This is a genomic window from Blastococcus sp. SYSU DS0541, from assembly GCF_054050875.1.
In genome coordinates, this window is the sequence record NZ_JBJHAD010000005.1 from 67,862 (window position 1) to 90,394 (window position 22,533).

The 22,533-nt window shown below is 74.8% G+C and carries 27 protein-coding genes; 19 read left to right on the forward strand and 8 right to left on the reverse strand.

All coding sequences use genetic code 11. The features are described from left to right. Positions 1–2: 2 nt before the first annotated feature. Positions 3–446, reverse strand: coding sequence for a nitroreductase family deazaflavin-dependent oxidoreductase (locus ACI794_RS07520; RefSeq protein WP_456616021.1), 444 nt, complete (start codon positions 444–446; stop codon positions 3–5). A gap of 109 nt (positions 447–555) precedes the next feature. On the opposite strand from ACI794_RS07520, the gene ypfJ reads away from it, so the two are divergent. The 8 genes from ypfJ (at position 556) to ACI794_RS07560 (ending at position 7,794) form a co-directional block, all read left to right on the forward strand. Continuing rightward, positions 556–1,473, forward strand: coding sequence for a KPN_02809 family neutral zinc metallopeptidase (gene ypfJ, locus ACI794_RS07525; RefSeq protein WP_456601377.1), 918 nt, complete (start codon positions 556–558; stop codon positions 1,471–1,473). A 13-nt stretch (positions 1,474–1,486) separates the two neighbouring features. Continuing rightward, positions 1,487–2,308: an enoyl-CoA hydratase/isomerase family protein gene (locus tag ACI794_RS07530; RefSeq protein ID WP_456616022.1), complete on the forward strand. Its 822-nt coding sequence runs from the start codon at positions 1,487–1,489 to the stop codon at positions 2,306–2,308. A 311-nt stretch (positions 2,309–2,619) separates the two neighbouring features. Continuing rightward, the gene (locus ACI794_RS07535; RefSeq protein WP_456616023.1) at positions 2,620–3,471 is read left to right on the forward strand and encodes a hypothetical protein; all 852 of its coding nucleotides are present in this window, start codon (positions 2,620–2,622) and stop codon (positions 3,469–3,471) included. Position 3,472: 1 nt separating this feature from the next. Further along, the gene (locus ACI794_RS07540; RefSeq protein WP_456582605.1) at positions 3,473–4,000 is read left to right on the forward strand and encodes a phage holin family protein; all 528 of its coding nucleotides are present in this window, start codon (positions 3,473–3,475) and stop codon (positions 3,998–4,000) included. Between the two features lie 26 nt (positions 4,001–4,026). After that, on the forward strand, positions 4,027–4,794 hold the full coding sequence (locus tag ACI794_RS07545) for a DUF3618 domain-containing protein (RefSeq protein ID WP_456601380.1): 768 nt from the start codon (positions 4,027–4,029) through the stop codon (positions 4,792–4,794). Positions 4,795–5,015: 221 nt separating this feature from the next. Beyond that, entirely contained in the window at positions 5,016–5,450 is a 435-nt protein-coding gene (locus tag ACI794_RS07550; RefSeq protein WP_456616024.1) for a response regulator transcription factor, read from the forward strand. Then, positions 5,447–7,219, forward strand: coding sequence for a sensor histidine kinase (locus tag ACI794_RS07555; protein WP_456616025.1), 1,773 nt, complete (start codon positions 5,447–5,449; stop codon positions 7,217–7,219). Before ACI794_RS07550 ends, ACI794_RS07555 begins: the two co-directional genes overlap by 4 nt. Before the next feature lie 170 nt (positions 7,220–7,389). Beyond that, complete coding sequence (locus ACI794_RS07560; protein ID WP_456601383.1) at positions 7,390–7,794, forward strand: Hpt domain-containing protein; 405 nt, start codon at positions 7,390–7,392, stop codon at positions 7,792–7,794. A 99-nt stretch (positions 7,795–7,893) separates the two neighbouring features. Here ACI794_RS07560 and ACI794_RS07565 read toward each other — a convergent pair whose 3' ends face one another. After that, on the reverse strand, positions 7,894–8,613 hold the full coding sequence (locus tag ACI794_RS07565) for a response regulator (RefSeq protein ID WP_456582846.1): 720 nt from the start codon (positions 8,611–8,613) through the stop codon (positions 7,894–7,896). 248 nt (positions 8,614–8,861) lie between these two features. On the opposite strand from ACI794_RS07565, the gene ACI794_RS07570 reads away from it, so the two are divergent. Further along, positions 8,862–9,170: a response regulator gene (locus ACI794_RS07570; RefSeq protein ID WP_456616026.1), complete on the forward strand. Its 309-nt coding sequence runs from the start codon at positions 8,862–8,864 to the stop codon at positions 9,168–9,170. Continuing rightward, positions 9,167–9,916, forward strand: coding sequence for a histidinol-phosphatase (locus ACI794_RS07575; RefSeq protein ID WP_456616027.1), 750 nt, complete (start codon positions 9,167–9,169; stop codon positions 9,914–9,916). The genes ACI794_RS07570 and ACI794_RS07575 overlap by 4 nt, the downstream gene beginning before the upstream one ends. 106 nt (positions 9,917–10,022) lie before the next feature. Here the strand turns inward: ACI794_RS07575 and ACI794_RS07580 are convergent, their stop codons facing one another. The 3 genes from ACI794_RS07580 to ACI794_RS07590 are packed head-to-tail and all read right to left on the reverse strand — an operon-like array spanning position 10,023 to position 12,551. Continuing rightward, positions 10,023–11,201 (reverse strand): acyl-CoA dehydrogenase family protein, encoded by a 1,179-nt coding sequence (locus ACI794_RS07580; protein WP_456601386.1) that lies wholly within the window; start codon positions 11,199–11,201, stop codon positions 10,023–10,025. 32 nt (positions 11,202–11,233) lie between these two features. Then, complete coding sequence (locus tag ACI794_RS07585; protein ID WP_456616028.1) at positions 11,234–11,758, reverse strand: class I SAM-dependent methyltransferase; 525 nt, start codon at positions 11,756–11,758, stop codon at positions 11,234–11,236. 10 nt (positions 11,759–11,768) lie between these two features. Then, positions 11,769–12,551, reverse strand: a complete 783-nt coding sequence (locus ACI794_RS07590) for an isocitrate lyase/PEP mutase family protein (RefSeq protein ID WP_456616029.1) — start codon at positions 12,549–12,551, stop codon at positions 11,769–11,771. Between the two features lie 140 nt (positions 12,552–12,691). Here ACI794_RS07590 and ACI794_RS07595 point away from each other — a divergent pair, with 140 nt between their 5' ends. Both ACI794_RS07595 and bfr read left to right on the forward strand, forming a co-directional pair. Continuing rightward, positions 12,692–12,922: a (2Fe-2S)-binding protein gene (locus tag ACI794_RS07595; protein WP_456582851.1), complete on the forward strand. Its 231-nt coding sequence runs from the start codon at positions 12,692–12,694 to the stop codon at positions 12,920–12,922. Further along, positions 12,909–13,391 (forward strand): bacterioferritin, encoded by a 483-nt coding sequence (gene bfr, locus ACI794_RS07600; protein ID WP_456582852.1) that lies wholly within the window; start codon positions 12,909–12,911, stop codon positions 13,389–13,391. Before ACI794_RS07595 ends, bfr begins: the two co-directional genes overlap by 14 nt. Positions 13,392–13,499: 108 nt before the next feature. Here the strand turns inward: bfr and ACI794_RS07605 are convergent, their stop codons facing one another. Then, positions 13,500–14,459, reverse strand: a complete 960-nt coding sequence (locus ACI794_RS07605; RefSeq protein WP_456616030.1) for an ABC transporter substrate-binding protein — start codon at positions 14,457–14,459, stop codon at positions 13,500–13,502. 134 nt (positions 14,460–14,593) lie between these two features. Between ACI794_RS07605 and ACI794_RS07610 the strand changes: the two genes are divergently transcribed. Then, positions 14,594–15,532 carry a siderophore-interacting protein gene (locus ACI794_RS07610; protein WP_456601390.1) on the forward strand — a complete coding sequence of 313 codons (939 nt, stop codon included), beginning with the start codon at positions 14,594–14,596 and terminating at the stop codon, positions 15,530–15,532. Positions 15,533–15,580: 48 nt separating this feature from the next. Continuing rightward, positions 15,581–15,799, forward strand: coding sequence for a hypothetical protein (locus ACI794_RS07615; RefSeq protein ID WP_456582855.1), 219 nt, complete (start codon positions 15,581–15,583; stop codon positions 15,797–15,799). Here the strand turns inward: ACI794_RS07615 and ACI794_RS07620 are convergent. Next, on the reverse strand, positions 15,796–16,596 hold the full coding sequence (locus tag ACI794_RS07620; protein WP_456601391.1) for a MerR family transcriptional regulator: 801 nt from the start codon (positions 16,594–16,596) through the stop codon (positions 15,796–15,798). The genes ACI794_RS07615 and ACI794_RS07620 overlap by 4 nt on opposite strands. An 89-nt stretch (positions 16,597–16,685) precedes the next feature. Between ACI794_RS07620 and ACI794_RS07625 the strand changes: the two genes are divergently transcribed. The 4 genes from ACI794_RS07625 to ACI794_RS07640 all read left to right on the forward strand — a co-directional run bounded on the left by ACI794_RS07625 (position 16,686) and on the right by ACI794_RS07640 (position 20,707). After that, entirely contained in the window at positions 16,686–18,539 is a 1,854-nt protein-coding gene (locus ACI794_RS07625) for a hypothetical protein (protein ID WP_456616031.1), read from the forward strand. Next, the gene (locus ACI794_RS07630) at positions 18,536–18,970 is read left to right on the forward strand and encodes a hypothetical protein (RefSeq protein ID WP_456616032.1); all 435 of its coding nucleotides are present in this window, start codon (positions 18,536–18,538) and stop codon (positions 18,968–18,970) included. Before ACI794_RS07625 ends, ACI794_RS07630 begins: the two co-directional genes overlap by 4 nt. Further along, entirely contained in the window at positions 18,967–20,271 is a 1,305-nt protein-coding gene (locus ACI794_RS07635) for a hypothetical protein (protein ID WP_456616033.1), read from the forward strand. Before ACI794_RS07630 ends, ACI794_RS07635 begins: the two co-directional genes overlap by 4 nt. Before the next feature lie 142 nt (positions 20,272–20,413). Beyond that, a complete protein-coding gene (locus ACI794_RS07640) occupies positions 20,414–20,707 on the forward strand; it encodes a flagellar FlbD family protein (RefSeq protein ID WP_456601395.1) in 294 nt (97 codons plus the stop codon). A gap of 57 nt (positions 20,708–20,764) precedes the next feature. Here ACI794_RS07640 and ACI794_RS07645 read toward each other — a convergent pair whose 3' ends face one another. Beyond that, complete coding sequence (locus tag ACI794_RS07645) at positions 20,765–21,628, reverse strand: SGNH/GDSL hydrolase family protein (RefSeq protein WP_456582861.1); 864 nt, start codon at positions 21,626–21,628, stop codon at positions 20,765–20,767. A gap of 125 nt (positions 21,629–21,753) precedes the next feature. On the opposite strand from ACI794_RS07645, the gene ACI794_RS07650 reads away from it, so the two are divergent. Continuing rightward, entirely contained in the window at positions 21,754–22,443 is a 690-nt protein-coding gene (locus ACI794_RS07650; protein WP_456616034.1) for an SGNH/GDSL hydrolase family protein, read from the forward strand. The last annotated feature ends 90 nt before the right edge of the window (positions 22,444–22,533 follow it).

Below are 22,533 nucleotides of genomic sequence, written 5' to 3' on the forward strand. Positions count from 1 at the left end.
CGTCAGCGGCGCTCGACCAGGAAGACGGGGATCCGCCGCTCGGTCTTCTGCTGGTACTCGGCGTAGGGCGGGTAGGCCGCCACGGCGCGCTCCCACCACTCGTCGCGCTCGGCGCCGGAGATCTCCCGCGCCACGCCGTCCCACGGCTCCGGGCCGTCCTGCACGGTGACCTGGTCGGGGTGGGCGCGCAGGTTGGCCACCCACGCCGGGTGGGTCGGCGCACCGCCCTGGGAGCCCACCATGGCGTACACGCCGTCGCTCTCGACCCGCATCAGCGGCTGCTTGCGCACCTTGCCGCTCCTGGCCCCGCGGGTGGCGAAGACGACCACGGGCAGCCCGGTGTCCCGCAGCGTGTTGGCCTCGCGCCCGCCGGTCGCCTCGTAGCGCTCGACCTGGTCGCGCACCCACTGCTGCGTGCTCGGTTCGTACTCACCCTCCAGCGGCATGCGCCGAATCTAGGGCCGCCGCCACCCCGCTGCGCGCCGACCCGAGTCGCGGGCGCCCAGGGCCGGTGGCACCGTGCACTCGGCCAGACGGCGGGAGGAGCAGCACGGGATGCGGTACAGCGAAGGAGCCGACCTGGACACGTCGGGCGTCCGCGACCTGCGGGGCGGCGGCGGGTTCGGCGGCGGCCGCGGATTGGCCGTGGGCGGCGGCGGTCTGGGCGTGGTCGGCATCGTCGTGCTGGTGCTGTTCCAGCTGCTGGGCGGCGGTGGCGACGGCACCGGTGCCGGCGTCGGCGGTCTCTCCGGTCTGGGGCCGGGCCAGACGGCCGACAACGGCCAGCTGGAGCAGCAGTGCCGCACCGGGGCCGACGCGAACGCCTCGGTCGAGTGCGCGGTGGTCGCCGACATCGAGTCGATCCAGGACTACTGGTCGGGCGTGCTGGGCGCGGACTACCGGCCCACCCAGACCGTCTTCTTCTCCGGCTCGGTGCAGACCGCCTGCGGCGGGGCCACCAGCGGGTCGGGGCCGTTCTACTGCCCGGCCGACGAACTGGTCTACATCGACCTGACCTTCTTCGACCAGCTGCAGCAGCAGTTCGGGGCGCAGGGTGGGCTGTTCGTCAACGCCTACATCATCGCCCACGAGTACGCCCACCACGTGCAGAACCTGCTCGGCATCAACCGCCAGGTCGCCCCCGGCGAGTCGGGGCCGACCAGCGGCACCGTGCGCCTGGAGCTGCAGGCCGACTGCTTCGCCGGCGCCTGGGCCAACCACGCCGAGACCGTCCCCGACGAGTCGGGGCAGCCGTTGATCGCCGAGATCACCGAGGACGACATCAACCGCGCGCTCGACGCCGCCGGCCGCATCGGGGACGACTTCATCCAGGAGAACCTGGGCAGCGGCACGGTGGACCAGGACGCGTTCACCCACGGCTCGTCCGAGCAGCGCCAGCGCTGGTTCCGCACCGGGTACGAGACCGGTGACCCGCGACGCTGCGACACCTTCGCCACCGACGACCTGGGCTGAGAGGAGGAACCCCTTGCCCCCCAGCACTCGCACGCTCGCGCCGGGAGCCCGCACGGGAGCCCCCCACCTCCGCGTGACCCGGGACGGGCACGTCGCCGTCCTCACCATCGACCGGCCCGAGAAGCGCAACGCCATGACCGTGGGCATGTGGGAGGAGCTCCCCGCCGTCCTGGCGCCGCTCGCGGCGGACCCCGGCGTCCGGGTCCTGCTGGTCACCGGTGCCGGCCCCAGCTTCTGCGCGGGGGCCGACATCTCCGACCTGCTGGGCGGCGCCGACCCAGTCGACCCCATGGCCGACGTGCGGCGGCACAACCTCGCCGCGCAGACCGCGCTGCGCACCTTCCCCCGGCCCACGATCGCGGTCGTCCGCGGGCACTGCATCGGGGGCGGCGTGGAGCTCGCCAGCTGCTGCGACCTGCGGTTCGCCGACCCGACGGCGGTCTTCGGCGTCACCCCGGCCAAGGTCGGCATCGTCTACACCCCCTCCTCCACCAAGGCCCTGGTGGACCTCGTGGGGCCGGCGACGACGAAGTACCTGCTCTACAGCGGGGAGCTGATCGACGCCGCCACCGCCCTGCGCACCGGCCTGGTCGACCGGCTCGTCGAGCCCGGTGGGCTCGACGACGAGGCGCACCGGTTCGCCGAGGTGCTGGCATCCCGCTCGGCGCTCACCCAGCGGGCGACCAAGGAGGTCGTCGCCGCGCTGGCCGACGGCGGGGACGGCGAGGCGCTGGCCGCCGCGCGGTACCGCGAGACGATCGCCGCCGGAGAGCTCGCCGAGGGCGTCTCCGCGTTCTCCGAGCGCCGCGCGCCGCGTTTCCCCTGGTCGGGTTGAGCAACCGCCCGCGATCTTGCGGTTTCACCTACCCCCTGGCAGGGGTACCCCACCCTCTGCGCGGAACGGGGCTCCCACGAGCCGCGGAGGGACGGTGCAGTGCAGCGCCGGCCCGCCCCACCGCCCTCCGGCCGCGCCCCGGGACGCACGGATGCGCCGGGTATCCAGATCAGCTCTTGCGCCAGAACCCACGCGGCGCCGACCCCATCGACGTCACGGCCCTCCGACCGCGGTGCTCCGCCGCCCGGATGTGTGCCGGAACGACGGCGGGGTAGCGCCCCACCGACCACGAAGCATGCCGAGGAGGACCGATGACTCACTCCATCGATGCCCCGTTCCCGCCGCCGGTTCCGGCCACGACGGGCGCCAGCACCACGACCACCAACACGACCGACAGCTCGTCCACCAAGGACGTCGCCAAGGGCGAGGCCCAGCACACCAAGGACGTCGCCAAGGGCGAGGCCCAGCACACCAAGGACGTCGCGAAGGACGAGGCCCGCAACGTCGGGCAGACGGCCGCGCAGGCCGGCAGCCAGGTCGCCTCGACCGCCGCCGACCAGGCCAAGCAGGTGGCCGGCGAGACGCAGCGCCAGGCCAGGGACCTGCTCGAGCAGGGCCGCAGCCAGCTTAAGGACCAGGCTGTCAGCCAGCAGCAGAAGGCGGCGACGGGGCTCTCGTCCCTCGCCCAGGAGCTGCGCGGTCTCGCCGACGGCTCCAGCGAAGGCGCCCCCGGGCCCGCCCGGGACCTGCTCCACCAGGCCTCCAGCATGGTGGAGGGTTTCGCCGACAAGCTGCAAAACCGCGAGCCCGCCCAGCTGCTCGACGACGTGCGCACCTTCGCCCGCCGCAAGCCGGGGCTGTTCCTGCTCGGCGCCGCGGCCGCGGGCATCGTCGCCGGCCGGCTGACCAGCGGAGCCCGGGCCGCGCACAGCGATTCCGGCTCCGGCTCCGGCTCCGGCCAGCACAGCGCGCCCGGCAACTACGTCGACCCGGCCCCCACGTACTCCGGGTACTCGACCGCCACCACCGGCGCCGGCACCGGCACGGGCGCTCCGCTTCCTCCGCCGCCGTACGGCACGGTGCCGCCCGCCGGCACCATGGTCCCGCCGGCCACGCCCGCGGGCTGGGACGACCCGGCCCGCCGTCCCGGTGAGGTGCGCTGACATGAGCACCCCTTACTCCGGGGCGACTCCTGCGGGATCGACCCCTCAGGGCTACGCGGACCCGTCACCGCAGAACTACGCGGCCGACTACGCCGAGGGCCAGCAGTACAGCGGCGACATGGGCACCCCGACCACCGACGCCGGTCACCCGGACGTCGAGGGCGTCTCCGTCGGCACGCTGATCGGCGAGGTCGCCAAGGACATGTCGACCTTGATGCGCCAGGAGCTCGAGCTCGCCAAGGTGGAGCTCAAGGTCGAGGCGAAGAAGGCGGGTACCGGTGCCGGGCTCTTCGGCGCAGCCGGCTTCGCCGCCTACATGATGATCTTCTTCCTCTCCATCGCACTGTGGTGGGCTCTGTCCCACCTGGTGGGCCACAGCTGGTCCGCGCTGATCGTCGCGGTCCTCTGGGGCATCGTCGCTGCGGTGGCAGGTCTGATGGGCAAGAAGAAGTTCGAACAGGTCAACCCGAAGCCCGAGCGCACCGCCGAGACCCTGTCGCAGGTTCCCGGCGCCCTGAAGCCCAACTGACCACCAGACCGCGAGGAGTCGCAACAATGACCAGCAGTGACCCGGACGTCATCCGGCGGCAGATCGAGGACACCCGGCGCGAGCTCAGCTACGACGTCGACGCCCTCAACGAGAAGGTCAACCCGTCCCGCGTCATGGACCGGCGGGTGACCGCGGCCAAGGGCCGCATGTCCTCCCTCAAGGAGAAGGTCATGGGTTCCGCCCACGACACCACCTCCTCGGCCCAGCACCGGGCATCGGACGCAGCCAGCTCCGTGCAGGGCGCGGCCTCCAACGCAGCCGGCTCCGTGCAGGACGCGGCCTCGAACGCGGCCGGGAGCGTGCAGGACGCGGCCTCGTCCGCGGTCGGCGCCGTCCAGCAGGCACCGGACACGATCGTGCGCCAGGCGCAGGGCAACCCGCTCGCCGCCGGGCTGATCGCCTTCGGCGTCGGGTGGCTGGTCTCCAGCCTGCTCCCCGCCACGCAGAAGGAGCAGGAGCTGGCCCACCAGGCCGAGACCGCGCTGCGCGAGAACAAGGACGCGCTGCTCCAGCCCGCCAAGCAGGCGGCGCAGGAGATGGGTGAGCAGCTCAAGCCGGCCGCCCAGCACGCGGTGGAGGAGGTCAGGTCCACCGCTCAGGATGCGGCCGAGACCGTCAAGCAGGAGGGCCAGTCGGCGGCCCAGGACGTGCAGGGCCAGGCCCAGCAGTCCAAGGAGACCGTGCAGGGGCAGGCCCAGCAGTCCAAGGAGACGGTGCAGGGGCAGGCCCAGCACTCCAAGGAGTCGGTGCAGAGCCGGACCTCCGGCTCCTGACACCCGCGGGTCGGCCGACCCGCACCTGACAGCAGCGCGCCCCGCCGGGTCCTCCCGGCGGGGCGCGCTGCTGTCCGCGCCACACCACACCACCCCACCCCGAGGGGTGAGGTGGTGTGGCCCCTGCTGGAGGCCCCCCGACGGGCCGCCGTTCTTCCCCGGGACGACGACACCGGTCCCTCCGCAGCCGCGGGCGGGGACCACGACCGACGGGAGTCCGCGTGGACCCGGTCCTGCACTCCCCCGGCGGGCCCGCCGGGCCGGCCCCGGGCGGCGCGGTCCGCGTCCTGGTGGCCGACGACGAGGACGACATCCGCGAGCTCGTGTGCCTCGCCGTGCGCAAGGCCCGCTGCGAGGTGGTCGCCGCCGTCCCCGACGGCACGGCGGCCCTGGCCGCGGCGCGGTCGGAACTGCCCGACCTGGCCGTCCTCGACGTCTCCATGCCGGGTGCGACGGGCCTGGAGGTCTGCGGCGCCCTCCGCGGCACGCCCGCGACCGCGGGCATCCGCATCCTGCTGCTGTCGGCCGGCGCGTCCCCGGACGAGGCCGCCCGCGGCCTGGCCGCGGGCGCCGACGCCTACCTACCGAAGCCGTTCACCGTCTCCGGTCTGGTGCATAAGGTGCGGGCGCTCGCGGTGCGGCAGCCGGTGGCATGAGCCTCGCCGTCCTCGACCGCCCGCAGGACGCCGGCCGCCCCCGGACCCGTCGGTCCACCGGACCGGCCGGCTCGCCGGACGCCCTCCACGGACCACTGCTGGGCACGGTCCTGTTCACCGCGGCCGCGCTGCTGCTGCTGGCGGGTGCCGTCCCCGTCGTGGACCGCGGCCTCGTGCTCGCGGGGCTGGCCGCCGCCTCGGCCGCCACGGGCGCCTGGGTCACCCTCGGCTCGCGACCCCTCGTCGGCTCCGTCGCCGTCCCGGTGGCGCAGCTGGGTGCCGTCGCCCTCCTGCACGCGGGCACCGGCTCCGCCGCCGCCCTGCTGCTCCTCGTCGGCCCGCTGTGGGCCCTCGCCACCCGGCCGGACCGCCGCGGCGTGCTGATCGGGGTGCTCGGCGGCACCGCGGTGCTGGCGGTGCCCGTGCTCGCGACCCCGGTGACCGCCGCCGGCGACCTGCTGCTGGGGACGCTGGCGGTCGCCGTCGGCAGCCTCGCCGTCAACGAGAACACCCGCCGCCTGGGCACCCAGGCGGACCACATCGCCCAACTGCAGCGGGAGCAGGCAGCGCTGCTCGAGCAGGTGCGGAGCCGCGCCGACGAGCTGGACACCGCCTCACGCATCCTCGCCGCCCGGGCGCAGACCATGACGAGCGTGATCGACGCGGTCACCGAGCATTCGATCATCGGCACCGACCGGGACGGCACCATCCGCGTCTGGAACCCCGGCGCGGAGAAGATGCTGGGCGTGCTCCGGCCGGACGTGGTCCGCACCCGCTCGATCCTCGACTTCCACCTGCCGGAGGAGCTCGCCGCAGTGGCCGAGGACCGCGCCTGCGGCAGCGGCCTGGAGGCGCTCGTGCACGCCGCCCGCGAGCACGGCAGCGACATCCGTGACTGGACCTACGTCGCCGCCGACGGAAGCCACCGCACCGTGTCGGTCGCCATCACCCCGCGCTCGGACGACCGCGGGGCGCACGCCGGCTGGAACTTCGTCGGCACCGACATGACCGAGGCCCGCGTCACCGAGCGGATGAAGGACCAGTTCGTCAGCCTGATCAGCCACGAGCTGCGCACCCCGCTGAGCTCGATCCTCGGGTACCTGGAGCTGGTCATGGACGACGAGGACCAACCCCTCACCGACGAGCAGCGGCAGTACCTGTCCACGGTGGAGCGCAACGCCCAGCGGCTGCTCCGGCTGGTCGGCGACCTCCTCTTCACCGCGCAGGTGGAGAGCGGCCGGTTCACCCTGCAGCCGGCCGACGTCGACCTGGCCGGCGTGGTCCGCGCCGCGGAGGAGACCGCTCGGGTGGCCGCCACCGGCGCGGGCGTGCAGATCGTCGTCGACGTGCCGGACGAGGGCCTGGTGGTCTCCGGGGACGCCGTCCGCCTCGGGCAGGCGTGCGACAACCTCGTGTCCAACGCCGTGAAGTTCACCCCCGCCGGCGGGGAGGTGCGGCTGGTCCTGCGGCCGATGTGGCGGACCACCGGCGGGGAGCTCCGCGCGGACCGGGCGCCCGGTGCCGAGCCGGTCGCGCGGCTCTCGGTCAGCGACACCGGTATGGGCATCCCCGCCGGTGAGCAGGGGCAGCTGTTCACCCGGTTCTTCCGGTCCTCCACCGCCCAGCGCAACGCCGTGCCGGGGGTGGGGCTCGGGCTCACGATCACCAAGGCGATCACCACCGCCCACGGCGGCAGGCTGGACCTGGTCAGCGCCGAGGGCGTCGGCACCACCTTCACCATGACGCTCCCGGTCCCCGCGGCGGCCTGACCAGCGAGGCCCTCCGCCCTGCCCCCCCGCACCTCTCGGGGACGGGCGGAAGGCCTTCCGTTCTTGCGGATTCCTTGCGCATCGCTCGCGGGCGGCCTGCGGTTCGCCCCGCAGAGTCCTCTGTGTCGCCGGACGACCGGCGCCCACCCGGACGCAGGAGACGCACGGACATGAGCAGCCTGCCCGTGGATCGGACGGCCCCTGCCCCCGGCCGGACCGTCGCGATCGTCTCCCGCGCCGGCCTCCTCGGCTTCCTGCGCGCCCGGACCACGGGGCCGGGCGCGCAAGCCGGGGACGCCGGCGCGGACGACGACCTGGTGGACGCCGAGCTGATGACCCGGCTCCAGGACCTCTACGCCGACGCGCTGCCCTCCCGGCTCTCCGCCATCGACCGGCACACGCGCACGGGTGACGTGACCGCGGTCGCCTTCGCCGCGCACGCCCTCGCCGGGACCAGCGGCCAGCTGGGCCACCCGGAGGTCGCCTCCCTCTGCCGCGAGATCGCCGCCGACGCCCGCCGCGGGGTGCTCGCCCACTCCCGGGTGGCCCGTCTGCAGGAGCTCGCCGGCGTCTGAAGCGCCCGGACCCCGGGGGCATAGGGAGCTCCACCGGCGTCCTACGGCCCCGAGGCGCGTGGACAGCTTCCCATGCCCCGGCGGCGGCTAGGGGTCGGGCTAGGCGGCGGCGGTGGCGACGAGCCGGTAGCCGACGCCCCGCACGGTCTTGATCTCCGGGGAGTTCAGCCCCGCGGCCACGAGCTTCCGGCGCAGGTTCGACATGTGCGCCTCGACCAGGCGCAGGTTGCCTTCCCAGTCGGTGTGCCAGACCTCGCGCAGGAGCGTCTCCCGCTGGAGCACCCGGCCCGGTCGCGAGGCGAGGGCGGCGAGCAGGTCGAACTCGGTGCGGGTGAGGTCGACGACGGCGCCGTCCACCCGCACCTCGCGGCTGTCCTCGTCGACCTCCAGCTCGGCGAGCCGGCGCACCGACTCGTCCACCGGCGCGGGCGCCCCGGCCGGCTGCGGCCCGGTCCGCGGGAACCGGAGCATCGCCTGCACCCGGGCCACGAGCTCGCGCGGGGAGAACGGCTTGGCCATGTACCCGTCGGCACCGACGGCCAGCCCGATGAGCAGGTCGACCTCCTCGGCGCGGGCGGTGAGCATGAGGACGTAGCAGGGCGTCTCCGCGCGGATCTGCCGGCAGACCTCGGTGCCGTCGGCGTCCGGGAGGCCGAGGTCGAGCACGATCAGGTCCGGCTGGTCGCGCCGCACCTCCTCGAGCGCCTCGGCACCGGTGCCCACGGCCCGCACGGCGAAGCCGGCCCGCTCGAGCACGGTGGTCACGAGCTCGCGGATCTCCGGGGTGTCCTCCACCACGAGCACGGACTGCTCCGGCACGACGTCCTCCTCGCTGGTCGCTGTGCGTGCCGAGGCTGATCCTCCGGTCACCTGACCGGGTGATCGGCAGGCGCGCCCGTGGGCTTGAGCGGGCGTCCCGTCGCCCGCGGGTGCGGCCCCACCCCATGGGGTGAGGGGTGGGGAGCCCGGCTCATGGGTTCCGCGGTCGCGGCCGTCAACTCCCGCGGGGACACACGCGTCTCCCCTCCCGGCCAGCCCGGGGGACCCGACCGACGGGAGCCGGAACCGTGGACGGTGCTCTGCACGTCCTGGTCGTCGACGACGACCCCGACACCGCACTCTTCGTACGCACCGTGCTGCAGCGGGGCGGCATGGCCGTGACCACGTGCGCGGACCCGCTGGAGGCGCTGGCCCTGGCCTCTCGTTCCGAGTTCGACGCGGCGATCACCGACATCGAGATGCCGGGCATGTCCGGGCTCGAGTCGCTCGACCGGCTGCGCCAGCTGCGCCCCGCGGTACCGAGGGTCGCCCGGCCCTGCCTGGAGGACGTCTTCTCCTCCCCGTCCCACGTCGTCGCCCAGGAGGCCGCCCGATGACCACCGCCGTGCAGGACCTCGACCTGCTGCTCACCGACCACCACGTGCACTCCACCTGGTCCGACGACGCCGTCAGCGCGCCGATGGAGAACCTGATCTCCGCCCGCGACACCGGGCTGGCCAGCATCCGCATGGTCGACCACGTCCGGTCGACGACGACGTGGGTGCCCGGCTTCCTCGCCGAGGTGGCCGCGCTGCCCCGCATCGAGGGGCTCGAGGTGCTCACCGGCGTCGAGGCGAAGATCCTGGACGCCTCCGGGCGCCTCGACGTCCCCGACGACCTCCTCGTCGGGCCGGGCGGGGTGGACCGCATCCTCATCGCCGACCACCAGTTCCCCGGGCTGGACGGCCCGTGGAACCCCCGCCGCACGCTCGAGGAGATGGAGGGCGGGCTGTCCGCCGAGGACGCGCTCTCCCTCCTCGTCGACGCGACCGTGCGGGCCATGGAGCGGGCCGGTCGCGGTCAGCTGGCCCACCTCTTCTCGGTGCTGCCCAAGATCGGGTTGCACGAGAGCGACCTGCTCGACGAGCACATCGCCGCGATCGCGCGGGCCGCGGTGCGCACCGGCACCACGGTCGAGGTCAACGAGAAGTGGCGCTGCCCCGGGCCCCGCGTGGTGCTGGCCCTCGCCGCCGCCGGCGTGACCCTGGTCGGCTCCACCGACAGCCACGCAGCTACGACCGTGGGCCGCTACTCCTGGGTGGCCGACGCGGCGTCCGCGACCCGGCTGGTCGGCGCTCGGTGACCGTCCTCTCCGCCGGCGTCGGACGTCGCGGCGATCGGTAGACCGCCCGGAGACCGCGGCCCGGCCCGCCCCCCTGACCCGGGGCGGGGCGGGCCGCACCGTCGGCTCAGGTGAACGCGCTCACCCCGGTCAGCGCCCGCCCGACGATGAGCTGGTTGATCTCCCGCGTGCCCTCGTAGGAGTAGAGCGCCTCGGCGTCGTTGAAGTACCGGACGACGTCGCGCTCGAGCAGGATGCCGTTGCCGCCGAGCAGCTCGCGCGCCCACGCCACCGTCTCGCGTGCCCGGCTGGTCACGAAGCTCTTCGCCAGCGCGGCGTGGTCGTCGCGGAAGATGCCCTCCTCCTGCAGCTGGGAGACGCGGACGGCCATGCCGAGGCTCGCGGTGACGTTGCCGGCCATGCGGGCCAGGAGGTCCTGGATCAGCTGGAAACCGGCGATCGGGCGGCCGAACTGCTCCCGCTCCTTCGCGTAGGCCAGGGCGGCCTCGAACGCACCCATCTGGCAGCCCACGGCGTTCCACGCGACGCCGCCCCGGGTCAGCTTGAGCACCCGGTTGACGTCCTTGAAGGTGTTGCCGCCCTCGAGCTTGTTCTCCGCCGGGATGCGGCAGCCCTCGAAGGTGATGTCGGCGTTCTGCACCGTGCGCAGCGCGTACTTGCCCTCCATCTTGGTCGCGGTGAAGCCGGGGGTGCCCTTCTCCACCACGAAGGTCTTCACCGAGTCGTCGGCGACGTCCCGGGCGAAGACGACGACGATGTCGGCGAAGGTGCCGTTGCCGATCCACCGCTTGGCGCCGTCGATCACCCACTCGTCGCCGTCGCGCCGGGCGGTGGTCTCCAGGCCGAGCGCGACGTCGGAGCCGCCGTGCGGCTCGGTGAGCGCGAAGCAGCCGATCGTGTCGAGGGCCAGCATGCCGGGCAGCCAGCGCCGCTTCTGCTCCTCGGAGCCCAGGTTGACGATCGACCCCATCGCCAGCCCGTTGTGCACGCCGAGGAACGTGGCCATCGACGGGTCGACGCGCGAGGTCTCCAGCGCGATGAAGCCGGTGAACAGGCGCGAGCCCCGCGGGGAGCCCTCGGTGTCGTAGCTCCGGCCGACCAGCCCGGCTTCGGCGAACCGCGGGATCAGCTCCATCGGGAAGGTGGCGGCCTCCCAGTGCTCGTTGACATGGGGCCTGACCTCCTCCTGCAGGAACCGGCGGATGCCGGCGAGCTCCTCCCGTTCCTCGGCCGGCAGCAGGGACTCGTAGGCGTACAGGTCGCCGGGTAGCAGGTCGTCGGTCATGCGGGCGTCCTCTCGTCGGTGGCCTCGGGCTCCTACCCGCCGGCCGCGCGCCGCAACTCGACCGCCGCCGCGGGCAGCGGCGCCGTCGCCGCCCGGTACAGGGCGTGCTCGACGAGACCGCGCTCCCCCGCCGTCCGGCGGACGCCCGCCCGGACCTGCTCGACGGTGCCCGGCCCCATCTCCGTGAAGCCGACGACCACCCGGCCGCCGGGGGCCAGCACCCGGTCGACGACGTCCCACTCGGTGCCCGGCGGCGTCCAGAAGGCCCGCACGTCGAACGCGACGACGGCGTCGAACCAGCGCTCCGGCAGCTCCGCGGCGACCAGCGGCCCGCCGTGGACGGTGACCCGGCCGGCCTCGATCGACGCCCTGTTGCGGGCGGTCGCCGCCGCGACCATCGCCGGCGAGCGGTCGACCGCCACGACCCGCCCGCCCGGCAGCCGGGCGGCGAGCAGGTCGACGAGCACGCCGTGGCCGCAGCCGATCTCCAGCACCCGCTCCCCGGGCGCCGGGGCCACCAGGCCCGCCGCCCAGGTCAGCCGCTCCGACGCCCGCACGCCGGGTCGCCTAGCTCAGCATCCGGGTGCCCGCGGGCAGCACCCCGCCGGCGAGCAGCTCCGCCGTCACGTCCTGCAGGGCGGTCAGTGCGGCCCGCTGCGTGAACGGGCCGGTGGAGACCCGGGTGACCCCCATCCGCTCCAGCTCCGCGACCGGCGGCGTGGCGCCGGGGACGGCGAGCAGGCTCAGCCTCCCCCGGCCCAGCGCCCCGACCAGCGCGGCGATCTCGTCGGCGGCGACGACGCCGGGCACGAAGACCGCGGCCGCGCCGGCGGCCAGGAAGGCGCGGCCCCGGTGCGCCGCCTCCTCCAGCAGGGCCGCGCGGTCGGCGCCCTCCGGCGCGAGCAGGACGACGTCGGTGCGGGCGTTGAGCACGAAGTCGACGCCGGCGGCGCGGCCGGCCGCGAGCACCTCCGCCACCGCGGCGACCGCCTCGTCCAGCGGGCGGCGCGCGTCCTCGAGGTTGCCGCCGACGGCGCCGGCCGCGATCACCTGCGCCGCCGTCCCGCCCGGGTCGCCGTACCCGGCCTCCATGTCCACGGAGACCGGCAGCTCGGCGGCGGCGGCGATCCGCCGCACCACGTCCAGGTGCAGGTCCAGCGGGATGCGCTCGCCGTCCTCGTACCCGAGGGACGCCGCGATGGCGTGGCTGGCGGTGGCCAGGGCACCGGTCCCCGGCGTGGCGGCCACCACCCGGGCCGAGGTCACGTCCCAGACGTTGGCCAGGACCAGGATGCGGGGGTCGGTGTGCAGCCGCAGGAGGGTGCGGGCGCGGGATGCCAGGTCGGCCATGCCGGCAACCTAGGCGCCGCCGTGGTGCCCTGACCAGTGGTCTGGCGCAAGCCGGTCAGGTAAGGCTAACCTGCACCCGTTGCCCGGGGCAGGTACCGGAGCAGCACCGCCCTGCCGTCTCGCGATAGGCGACCCGCTCCATGTACGTGTGCCACTGCAACGTGGTGACCGACCGCGACATCCTCGAGGCCATCGCCAACGGCGCGCGCTGCGTCGCCGACGTCGCCCGCGAGACCGGGGCCGGGCGCACCTGCGGCAACTGCGTCGACTCGCTCCGCGACCTGGTGTGTCAGCATTGCCCGGTCCGGGCCGGGCGCGCGACCGAGCGTTCGGCCGAGCGAGAGCTGGGAGTATCCGGTGCAGCCCGTTAGCCCCCGCGTGGTCGAACTGCTCAACGACGCACTGACCTTCGAACTGACGGTCACCAACACGTACTTCCTCAACGCCCGCATGCTCGACGCCTGGGGTCTGCCCAAGCTGGGCAAGGTCTACTACGACCTCTCCATCGACGAGATGCGCGACGCGGACGCCCTCATCCAGCGCATCCTGCTCTTCGACGGCCACCCCAACCTGCAGCGCCTCGGCGCGATCCGCGTGGGCGAGACCGCCGAGGAGATGCTGGTGCTCGCGCTCGACAGCGAGAAGGCCGCCGTCGCCCAGTTCAACGCCTCGGCCAAGGAGTGCCACGACCTCGGCGACCACGGCACCGCGTCGGTGTTCGAGGAGATGGTCCTGGACGAGGAGAAGCACGCCGACTGGTTCGAGGCGCAGCTCGCCGCCATCGAGCGGGTGGGCTCCCCGCAGTACCTGGCCGCGCAGATCTCCACCGAGACGCCCTGAAGAAGGACCCCTCTGCCCCCCACGCGTCGCAGGCTCGGCGCGGGACCCTGCGGAGGGGCCGAGCACGGAGGGCCGCCCCCCGATCACCGGGAGGCGGCCCTCGGCGCGTCAGCCGGCGAGCAGGTCCTCCAGCGCCTCGAGCTGGAGGGTCGCGGCGGTGAGCCCGATACCGGTGTAGAAGACGTCGTCCTCCACGGCGAAGGCCCGGCCGTCGGTGACGGCGGTCAGCAGCGGCCACAGCGGTCCGGCCACGACCTGCGCCTCACCGGATTCGGCTGCCGGGCCGAAGGACGAGTACAGGATGACGTCGGCATCGGCCTCGGTGATCTCCTCCGGGCTCAGCTCCACGAAGGTGGGGATCTCGCCCTCGGGCAGGTCGACGTGGTCCAGGCCGATGTCGGCCAGGACCGTGCCGATGAACGACTCCGGCTGGTAGGCGCGGATCGGGCCACCGACGAAGCGGATCGGGCTGACCGTCGTCTCCGCGGGGTTCCCCACGGCCTGCCCGACCGCGTCGGCCCGCTCCTCGTACTCGGCGAGCGCGGCCTCGGCCTCCTCCTCCTTGCCCAGCGCCTCGGCGGCGAGCTCGAGGTTCTCCTTCCAGGTCACCCCGAGGAACTCGGCGAACACCGTGGGGGCGATCTGCGACAGCTGGTCGTACAGGGCCTCGTGGCGCACGGAGTTGGACAGGATGAGGTCGGGCTGCAGCGCCGCGATCTCCTCCAGGTCCGGCTCGGCGATGGTGCCGACGACCTCGACGCCCTCGGCGTCGTCGGCGAGGTAGCTGAGGAACTCCTCGGAGACGTCGGTGGTCACCGCGCCCACCGGGGTCACCCCGAGGGAGAGCGCCGAGTCCAGCTCGCCGGTGTCCAGGACGACGACCCGCTGCGGCTCCGCCGGGATCGCGGTGGTGCCCATGGCGTGCTCGACCGTGCGGGGGAACTCGGCCTCGCCGGCGGCCGCCGCGGCCGCCACCCCGTCGTCGGGTTCGGCGTTCCCACCGCAGGCGGCCAGGGCGAGGGCGGCCACCACGGCGAGGGCGGTCGCGCGGAAGGGGCGCATGGTCATCGTTCTCCTTCGGACGGCGCAGGTCAGGGGATGTGCATCTGGATCGGCCGGCGTCGGTGTGGAACACTGCCGGAAGCCAGGTTAGGCTAGCCTAAGTAAGCGGGCGCCCACACCGACCGAGCCCGGGAGCCGCCGTGACCGTCGAGATCGCGCAGATCCCCGCCTACCGCACCTTCCCGGTGCAGGTCGCGCGGGTGCAGCGGCTCAGCCCGAGCTTCCTGCGGATCACCTTCACCGGGCCGGAGATGGACGACCTGACGTCCAACGGCCGGGACCAGCGGATCAAGGTCATGCTGCCGCTGCCGGGGCGCGGCATCCTCGACTGCCCGGCCGGCGAGGACTGGTACGGCGCCTGGCGCGCCCTGCCGCCGGAGCGCCGGATGCCGATCCGCACGTACACCGTCCGGGCACTGCGCCCCGAGCACCGCGAGGTCGACGTCGACTTCGTCCTGCACGGCGCCACCGGGCCCGCCTCCGCCTGGGCCGAGCAGGCCGCCGCCGGCGACGAGGTGGTCCTGGTCGCGCCGAACGCCCGCTTCCCCGGCGAGACGGGCGGCTTCGAGTGGCACCCGCCGGCCGACGCCTCCTGCCTGCTGATCGCCGGCGACGAGACCGCGGTGCCGGCGATCTGCGCGATCGTCGAGGGCCTGCCCGCGGGCCCGCGCGCCAAGGTCCTGCTCGAGGTGCCGACGGCCGGTGACGCCCTGAACGTCGCCGCCCCGGCCGGGGTGGAGATCACCTGGCTGCCCCGCTGGCCCGCCGACGGCGCCCCCGCCGCGCCGCGTGGGCAGCTGCTCACCGAGGCCGTCCTGGCCGCGGTGCGCGAGCTGGGCGAGCTGATCGCCCCCTCCCCCGCGCCCGACCTGGCCGACGTGGACGTCGACGAGGGGATCCTCTGGGAGGTCCCCGCCGAGGGCGCCGCCGCGCCCGGCTCCTCCGGTGTCTACGCCTGGCTCGCCGGCGAGGCCGGTGTGGTCAAGGGCCTGCGCCGGCACCTGGTGCAGGAGGCCGGGGTCGACCGCCGGTCGGTGGCCTTCATGGGCTACTGGCGCGAGGGCCGCGGCTCCGACTGACGCCGCCTGCGTTTGACATCGTGTCATCGTCCGGTGTCACATGAGGCCGTGCCTGGCTACGACGTCCTCGCCACGGACGGCCTGAGCGTCATCGGGACCGTCGGCTTCTTCGTGCCCGCGGCCGTCCTGGTGGCGCTGGTCGCCGGCGCCGTCGTGCGCGACCGCCGGCTCACCGCGCGGGAGGCGGCGGCCGAGGCCGACCGCGAGGGCAGGACCCGGGAGCGGATCGCCGACGGCGAGCCCTCCGACCGCCCGCCGAACGGTTAGCCCCCGGGCTCGGACCGGTCGCCGGGCTCCCGCTGGTCCTCGAGCTCACCCAGGGCCGCCTCCACGGCGCCGGCCACCTCCGCGGCCATCTCGGTGCGGAAGGCCGCCAGCACCGCCTGCGCCGCCACCGGCTGGAGCCGGGTGACCGTGGCGAGGATGTCGTCGAGCTGCTCCGGCGGCGCGCCCGCCTCCACGAAGGCCCGCCAGACGGTGTCGACGAACAACTGGACGTAGGTGCGGCTGATCGCCCGCACGTGCTCGTCGACCTGCGCCTGGGCCGCCAGCAGCGCCGTGGCCGGCACGCCGAGCCCCACGACCTGGAGCCCGGCCATGAGCAGGGCCGGGTCGTGCACGTGGAGGCGCTCCCCGTCGAGCCGCTCCACGATGCCGTGCTCCACCAGCTGGTCGATCAGCTCGGGGTCGACGGGCGCGCCCGTCCGGGCGGCCAGCTCGGGGCCCGTGGCGACCTCCGGCTCCGGCGGGAGCCAGGGCTTCAGGAGCGCCCGGTGCAGCGAGAGGGTGGCCGAGCTGGCGGTGGGCGGCGCGCCGGTGAGGGTGCGCTCGATCATCGCCAGCGAGTAGCCCTCGGCGAGCATCTCGCGCACCAGCAGCAGCCGGGCGACGTGCTCGCGGCCGTAGTAGCCGGTGCGGCCGGCCAGCCGCGGCGGGGGCAGCAGCCCGCGTGCCGAGTAGGCCCGCACGTTCCGCACGGTGAGCCCCACACGGGCGGCCAGCTCGTCGACGGTCAGCTCACGCTCGGCGTCCTCACCGGCCGGCCCGGGCGGTGCTGCGCTCACCTGCTCCCCCTCTCCTCGTCACCTCAGCCTATGTCGCTCGTTCCATGTACCAGTTGCCGATGTAACTGTTACTGATGTTCCATAGCTACATGCCTGGGAGGGAAACCGTGCTGCTCACCGCCGAGACACGACCGGCCGGAGGTGCCGCCCTGGGCGAGGTCGTCCTCGCCACGGGCATCGGCGCCCTCCTGACGGTGGTCCTGCTGGCCCTGGTCCTCGCGCACCGCACCCGGCGGTCCACCGTGCTCACGCGGGTGGGCGACCGGCTGGGCGCCGCCACCGGCGCGCCGGCCTGGGTGGCGCTCCCGACCCTGCTCACCACGGTCTCGCTGCTCACGGCCCTGCTCGGGATGCTGTGGGACATCGCGCTGCACATCGGCGTGGGCCGCGACGAGGGACCGCTGGCCAACCCGGCCCACTACCTCATCCTCTTCGGGCTCTTCGGTGTCTTCGCCGGCGGCGTGCTCGCCTGCGCCATGCCGCTGGACGAGCGGCCCGGCCCGGCCGCCGTGCGGTTCGTCCGCGGCTGGGACGTCCCGGTCGGCGGCATCCTGCTCACCTGCGCGGGCTTCTACGCGCTGCTCGGCTTCCCCCTCGACGACGTGTGGCACCGCATGTTCGGCCAGGACGTGACGCTGTGGGGCCCCACGCACCTGATGCTGATCGGCGGCGCCGGCCTGTCGATCATCGGGCTGCTCGTCCTGGAGCAGGAGGGCCACGGCGGGCTCTCCACCGACGACGGGGACCGGGCGGGCGGCCGCACCGCGCGGTTCGCCCGGCGGACCTCGGCCATGGGCGGGCTGCTGCTGGGCATGTCGGTGTTCCAGGGCGAGTACGACTTCGACGTGCCGCAGTTCCGGCTGGTGCTGGAGCCGTTCCTCATCGCCGCGGCCGCCGGCATCGCGCTGGTCGCCGCCCGCATGTTCATCGGCCGCGGCGGCGCGCTCGCCGCGACGGCGTTCTTCCTCGTCGTCCGCAGCGCCATCGCGCTGGTCGTCGGCCCGGTCTTCGACGAGATCGTCCCCACGTTCCCGCTCTACCTGGGGTCGGCGCTCCTGGTCGAGCTCCTGGCCCTGGCGCTGCCCCCGGCCCGCCGGCCCCTGCTGTTCGGCGCCCTGGCCGGCGTCGCCATCGGCACCGTCGGCCACGCGACCGAGGCCGGGTGGACCCGCGTCGTCCAGGAGCTCACCTGGGGCAGCGACATCCTGGTCGAGGGCACCCTCATGGCGCTCGCCGGTGGCGTCGCCGGGGCCGTGCTCGGGGCACTGCTCGCCTCCGGCCTGCGCCGCCGGCTGCCGCGTCCCGCCGTCGCCCGCGGGGCGCTGCTGGCCTGCCTCGCCGTGCTGGCGGCGGCGGTCGCGAACGGCCTGGTCGCGACCGTGCCCGACGACGTCGAGGCGACCTTCACCATCGAGGAGGTCACCACCGAGCCCCGCACCGCGCAGATCGGCGTCCGGCTGGACCCCGCCGGCTTCCCGGACGACCCCGCGTGGGTGCAGATCACCGCGTGGCAGGGCCAGGGCCTGGTCGTGACCTCCCTGGAACGGGTCGGCGAGGGCGAGTACCGGACGACCGAGCCCGTGCCGCTGCACGGCACGTGGAAGACGCTGCTGCGCGTGCACGACGGGCGCGTGCTCACCGCGTTCCCGGTCTACCTGCCGCGGGACGAGGCCATCCCCGCCGACGAGATCCCCGCCGAGGACGGCATGACCCGCGGCGCGATCCCCGAGATCGACATCCTGCAGCGGGAGCTGCAGGACGCCGGCGGTGGCCTCTGGCTGGTGGCGAACCTCGTGGTCCTGGCCTGCACGCTCGCGCTCGTCGCCGCGATGGCCTGGGGCGTGGGCCGGTACGCCCGCCGCGCCGCCGTGGCGGAGCCGTTCGCCGACGCCCCTGCCGACGGCACCCTGGAGCGCGTGACCACCGGGGCGGTGCGCCGGTGACCCGCCGCGGGGCGGCAGCCGCCGCCCTGGTGCCGCTGGCGCTGGTGCTGGCCGGCTGCGCCGGCACGCCGGCCCCCGCCGGCGAGGGGACGGCGGCACCGGCCGCCGTCTCCGCCGTGGCGGCCACCCCCGGCGGCAGCTCCCCGCCGGCCCCCCCGTCCGAGGCGGCGGGCCGGCGGATCGAGGTGCGGTACGCCGACGGCCAGGTCTCCGGCGGCACGAGCCGGGTGCCGGTGCCGGTCGGCGAGCCGGTCACCGTCGTCGTCACCTCCGACGTCGCCGACGAGGCCCACCTGCACGGGTACGACGTCCTGGCCGGCCTCGTCCCGGGGCAGCCGGCGGAGCTGGCGTTCGACGCCACGATCCCCGGAGTGTTCGCGCTGGAGCTGCACCGGGCCGGGACGGTGCTGCTCACGCTGCAGGTCGGGTGAGCCTCCTCGCGCACGGGGTCGGCTCACGCACGGACCTCCCGATCCCGATCGGCTTCGCGCTGTACGGCGCGGGCGCGGCGATCCTGGTCGGCTTCGCCGTCCTGCTCCTGTTCTGGCGCACGCCGCGGCTGGGTGGCCCGGAGTCGGGCCGCCCGCTGCCCGCGGGACTCCAGCGGCTGCTCGACGGCGCCCCGCTGCGGCGGGGGCTCCAGGCGCTGGCGCTGGCGGTCTCGGCCTTCGTCGTCGCGGTCGCGCTGCTCGGGCCCGACGAGACCTCGGGCAACCTGGCGCCCTGGGTCCTGTACGTGACGTTCTGGGTGGGGCTCGTGCCGGCGAGCCTGCTCCTCGGGCCGGTCTGGCGGGTGGCGAACCCGCTCCGGCTGCTGCACCGCCTGCTGCGCCCCGCCGTGCCCGCGCCACCCGGCGCCGCACGGCTGCCCTCCCTGGGGGTCTGGCCCGCCGCGGGTTCGCTCCTGGTCTTCGTCTGGCTGGAACTGGTCGTCCCGGGCCGCGCCGAGCCGGTGACCGTCGCGGTGTTCCTGCTGCTGCACGCCTTCGTGCACGTGGCGCTGTCGCTGTGGTTCGGCGAGGGGTGGTTCGCCCGCGGCGACGGGTTCGAGGCCTACTCCGCGCTGGTCGCCCGGCTCTCCCCCTGGGGACGGCGGGACGACGGCCGGCTGGTGCTGCGCAACCCGCTCGCCAACGCCCTGGCCACCCCGGCCGAACCGGGGCTGACCGCCCTCGTGGTCGTGCTGCTGGGCTCGACCGGCTTCGACGGGCTCACCCGCACGGTGTGGTGGCAGACCGGTCCGGGGGCGGGGGACGACGTGCTCTCGGGCACCGTGGGGCTGCTGGCGTCGATCGCCGTGGTCGCCGTCCTCTACGCGCTGGGCACCCGGCTCTCCGGTCGGCTGGCCGGTCAGGACCCGGGCGTCCAGCCGGGGCGGTACGCGGCCACCGTCATCCCGATCGCGCTGGGCTACACGGTCGCGCACTACTTCAGCTTGCTGCTCCTCGACGGGCAGCGGACCTGGATCCTGGTGAGCAACCCGTTCGGCGCGGCCGGCGTCGACCTGTTCGGCACCTACGGCAACCGGGTCGACCTCACCGCGGTGGGCTCGGACGCGATCGCGCTGGTGCAGGTGGGGGCGATCATCGCCGGCCACGTCGCCGGGGTGACGCTGGCGCACGAGCGCGCGCTGCTCTCGGCCCGGCACGCGCGGGCGTCCGACCAGCTCCCGCTGGTCGTCGTGATGGTGCTGCTCACCCTCGGCGGGCTGGGGCTGCTGTTCGGCTTCTGAGCCGGGTCCGCTCACCCCTTCGGGCGCTTCCCGTGCTCGCCGCGTCCAGCACCGGCCCCGGCCTGCCGATGGCCCCCGTGCCGGACCGACCTCCGGACCGGCCCACCGGTCCCCGGGCCGACGAGTGCGAAAGGACCGCCTCGTGATCGCTGTGACCTGCCGCAACGGCGAGCACTTCTCCGTCGACCCCGACCACATCGAGCGGATCGAGCGCCACGCCGACACGGTCGTCCACCTGGTCGACGGCACCCACTACGTCGTCGAGACGGCGTTCGAGGAGGTCCTGCGCTCGATCGCCGCCCACCGCGCCGGTGCGCTCGTCGCCCGGTCGCGGCTCACCGACGGGTACGCCGCCCTGCCGGCCGCTGCCCGGCTCGCCCGGCGGCGCGGCAGCGGCCGCGCGCCCGAGCCGGGGCTGGGCGCCGTCCCCCACTGACGACGGCGGCCCGGCCGGGGCGCCTCCCCGACCGGGCCGCCGCTCGCCGCGCTCAGCTCAGCGGCGGTCGAGCCGCAGCACCGCCATGGCGCGTGCGGCCATCTCCGCCTCGCCCAGCGCGTTGGGGTGCACGATCACCGGGTTCAGGCCCTGCAGCACCGGCTCGATCCAGCGGACGCCGATCGGCTGGCAGGCGTCGTGGCCGTCCGAGACGCGGCTCAGGTCGACGTAGGTGACCCCGGACATGGACGCCGCCCGCCGCACCACGTCGTTGAGGGTCGCCTGCAGGTCGCGCAGGTACGGGATGTCACCCGCGGCGATGGTCATGCGGTCGAAGCAACCGCCGCTGGCCGGCACGATCCAGGGGTAGCCGAGGATCGCGACCCGCGCGTTCGGCGCCGCCGCCCGCACCGCCCGCAGGGCCTCCACCAGCGCCGGGAAGGTGGTGCTGCGCACCGTGTCGGTGAACGAGGTGCCGTACCGGTCCTTGCACGGGCTGCCCTGGCCGAGCGTGCTGAGCCCGGCCGAGCTGCAGGCCAGGACCGAGTTGATGAAGACGCCGCTGTCGTTGCCGCCGATCGTCATGGTGACCAGCTGGGTGTCGCGGCCCAGCGCCTGGAGCTGCGGGGCGACCCCGGGGTGCTGCCCGGTGAAGAAGTCGCCGGTCTCCGCGCCCCCGCAGGTCACGTCGGTGAGCTGGGCGCCGATCGCGCGGGCGATCACGTTCGGGTAGTTGCGGGTCGAGCGCAGGCACTGCGGCGGGGCCGCGAGGTCCGGCGGGAGGACGCCGGAGGCCGCGCTGTAGGAGTCGCCGAGGGCGACGTAGCGCAGCGGGGCCGGCGCGGCCTGGGCGGAGGGCGCCACCACGACGCCGGTGAGGACCGCGACGGCGGCGAGGACGCAGGTAGCGAGACGGCGCACGTCTCCTCCAGATCGGGTGGGGGCGGTGTGCGCGGACCAACGCGCGACCTCGTCAGCGGTTACGCAGGGCACACAGGCACCCGCGCCACGGGAGCGCCCGCCGGTCGGCCGCTACCGTCGGATCCATGGGCCGGAGGCGCGTCGTGCTGGCCGTCGTCGCGGTGCTGGTCCTGCTCTCGGCGGCCTCGCTGTTCGTCCGCGACAGCCCCGGCAACCGGCTGGCGCACGCGGTCCTGCACTTCGAGTGCTTCCTCTCCGCGTCCGACGAGCCGGGCGGCGCCGTGGCCCTCGGCGACTCGATCACCGCCGGGAGCCACGTGGGGGCGCTGCCCATCGGGGTCGACGACGCGTACGTCGACGTGCTCGGCTGCCGCGAGGACTCCCCCGTCACCTACGGCGGCAACTTCGGGGTCGGCGGGGAACGCAGCGACGAGATCCTCGCCCGGGTGCCCGAGGCGCTCGCCCCGCGCCCGGCCACGGTGCTCGTGCTCGCCGGCACGAACGACGTCCGGCAGGGCCGGGCCGGGGGGACGATCGACACGCTGACCCGGATCGCCGAGGAGATCGAGGCCGGCGGGGCGGCGCCCGTCTTCGCCACCCTCCCCCCGAGCGCCGAGTTCCCCGCCGAGACCATGGCCCTCAACGAGCGGCTGCGCGCCTGGGCGGACGAGCGCGGGGTGGAGCTGCTCGACTTCTGGACGCCGCTGGCCGACCCGGACGGCACCTTCGCCGAGGGCATGAGCGACGACGGCACCCACCCCTCGGCCGCGGGCACGGAGGTGCTGGCCGACGTCGTCGCCGACGCCCTCGGCTGAGTGGCGCGTACGCCGCTAGCTGCGCCGGCGCCACCAGGAGCGGTACCGGCAGCGGCAGAAGTCGGCGAGTTCGAGGCAGTCGTCGCACGT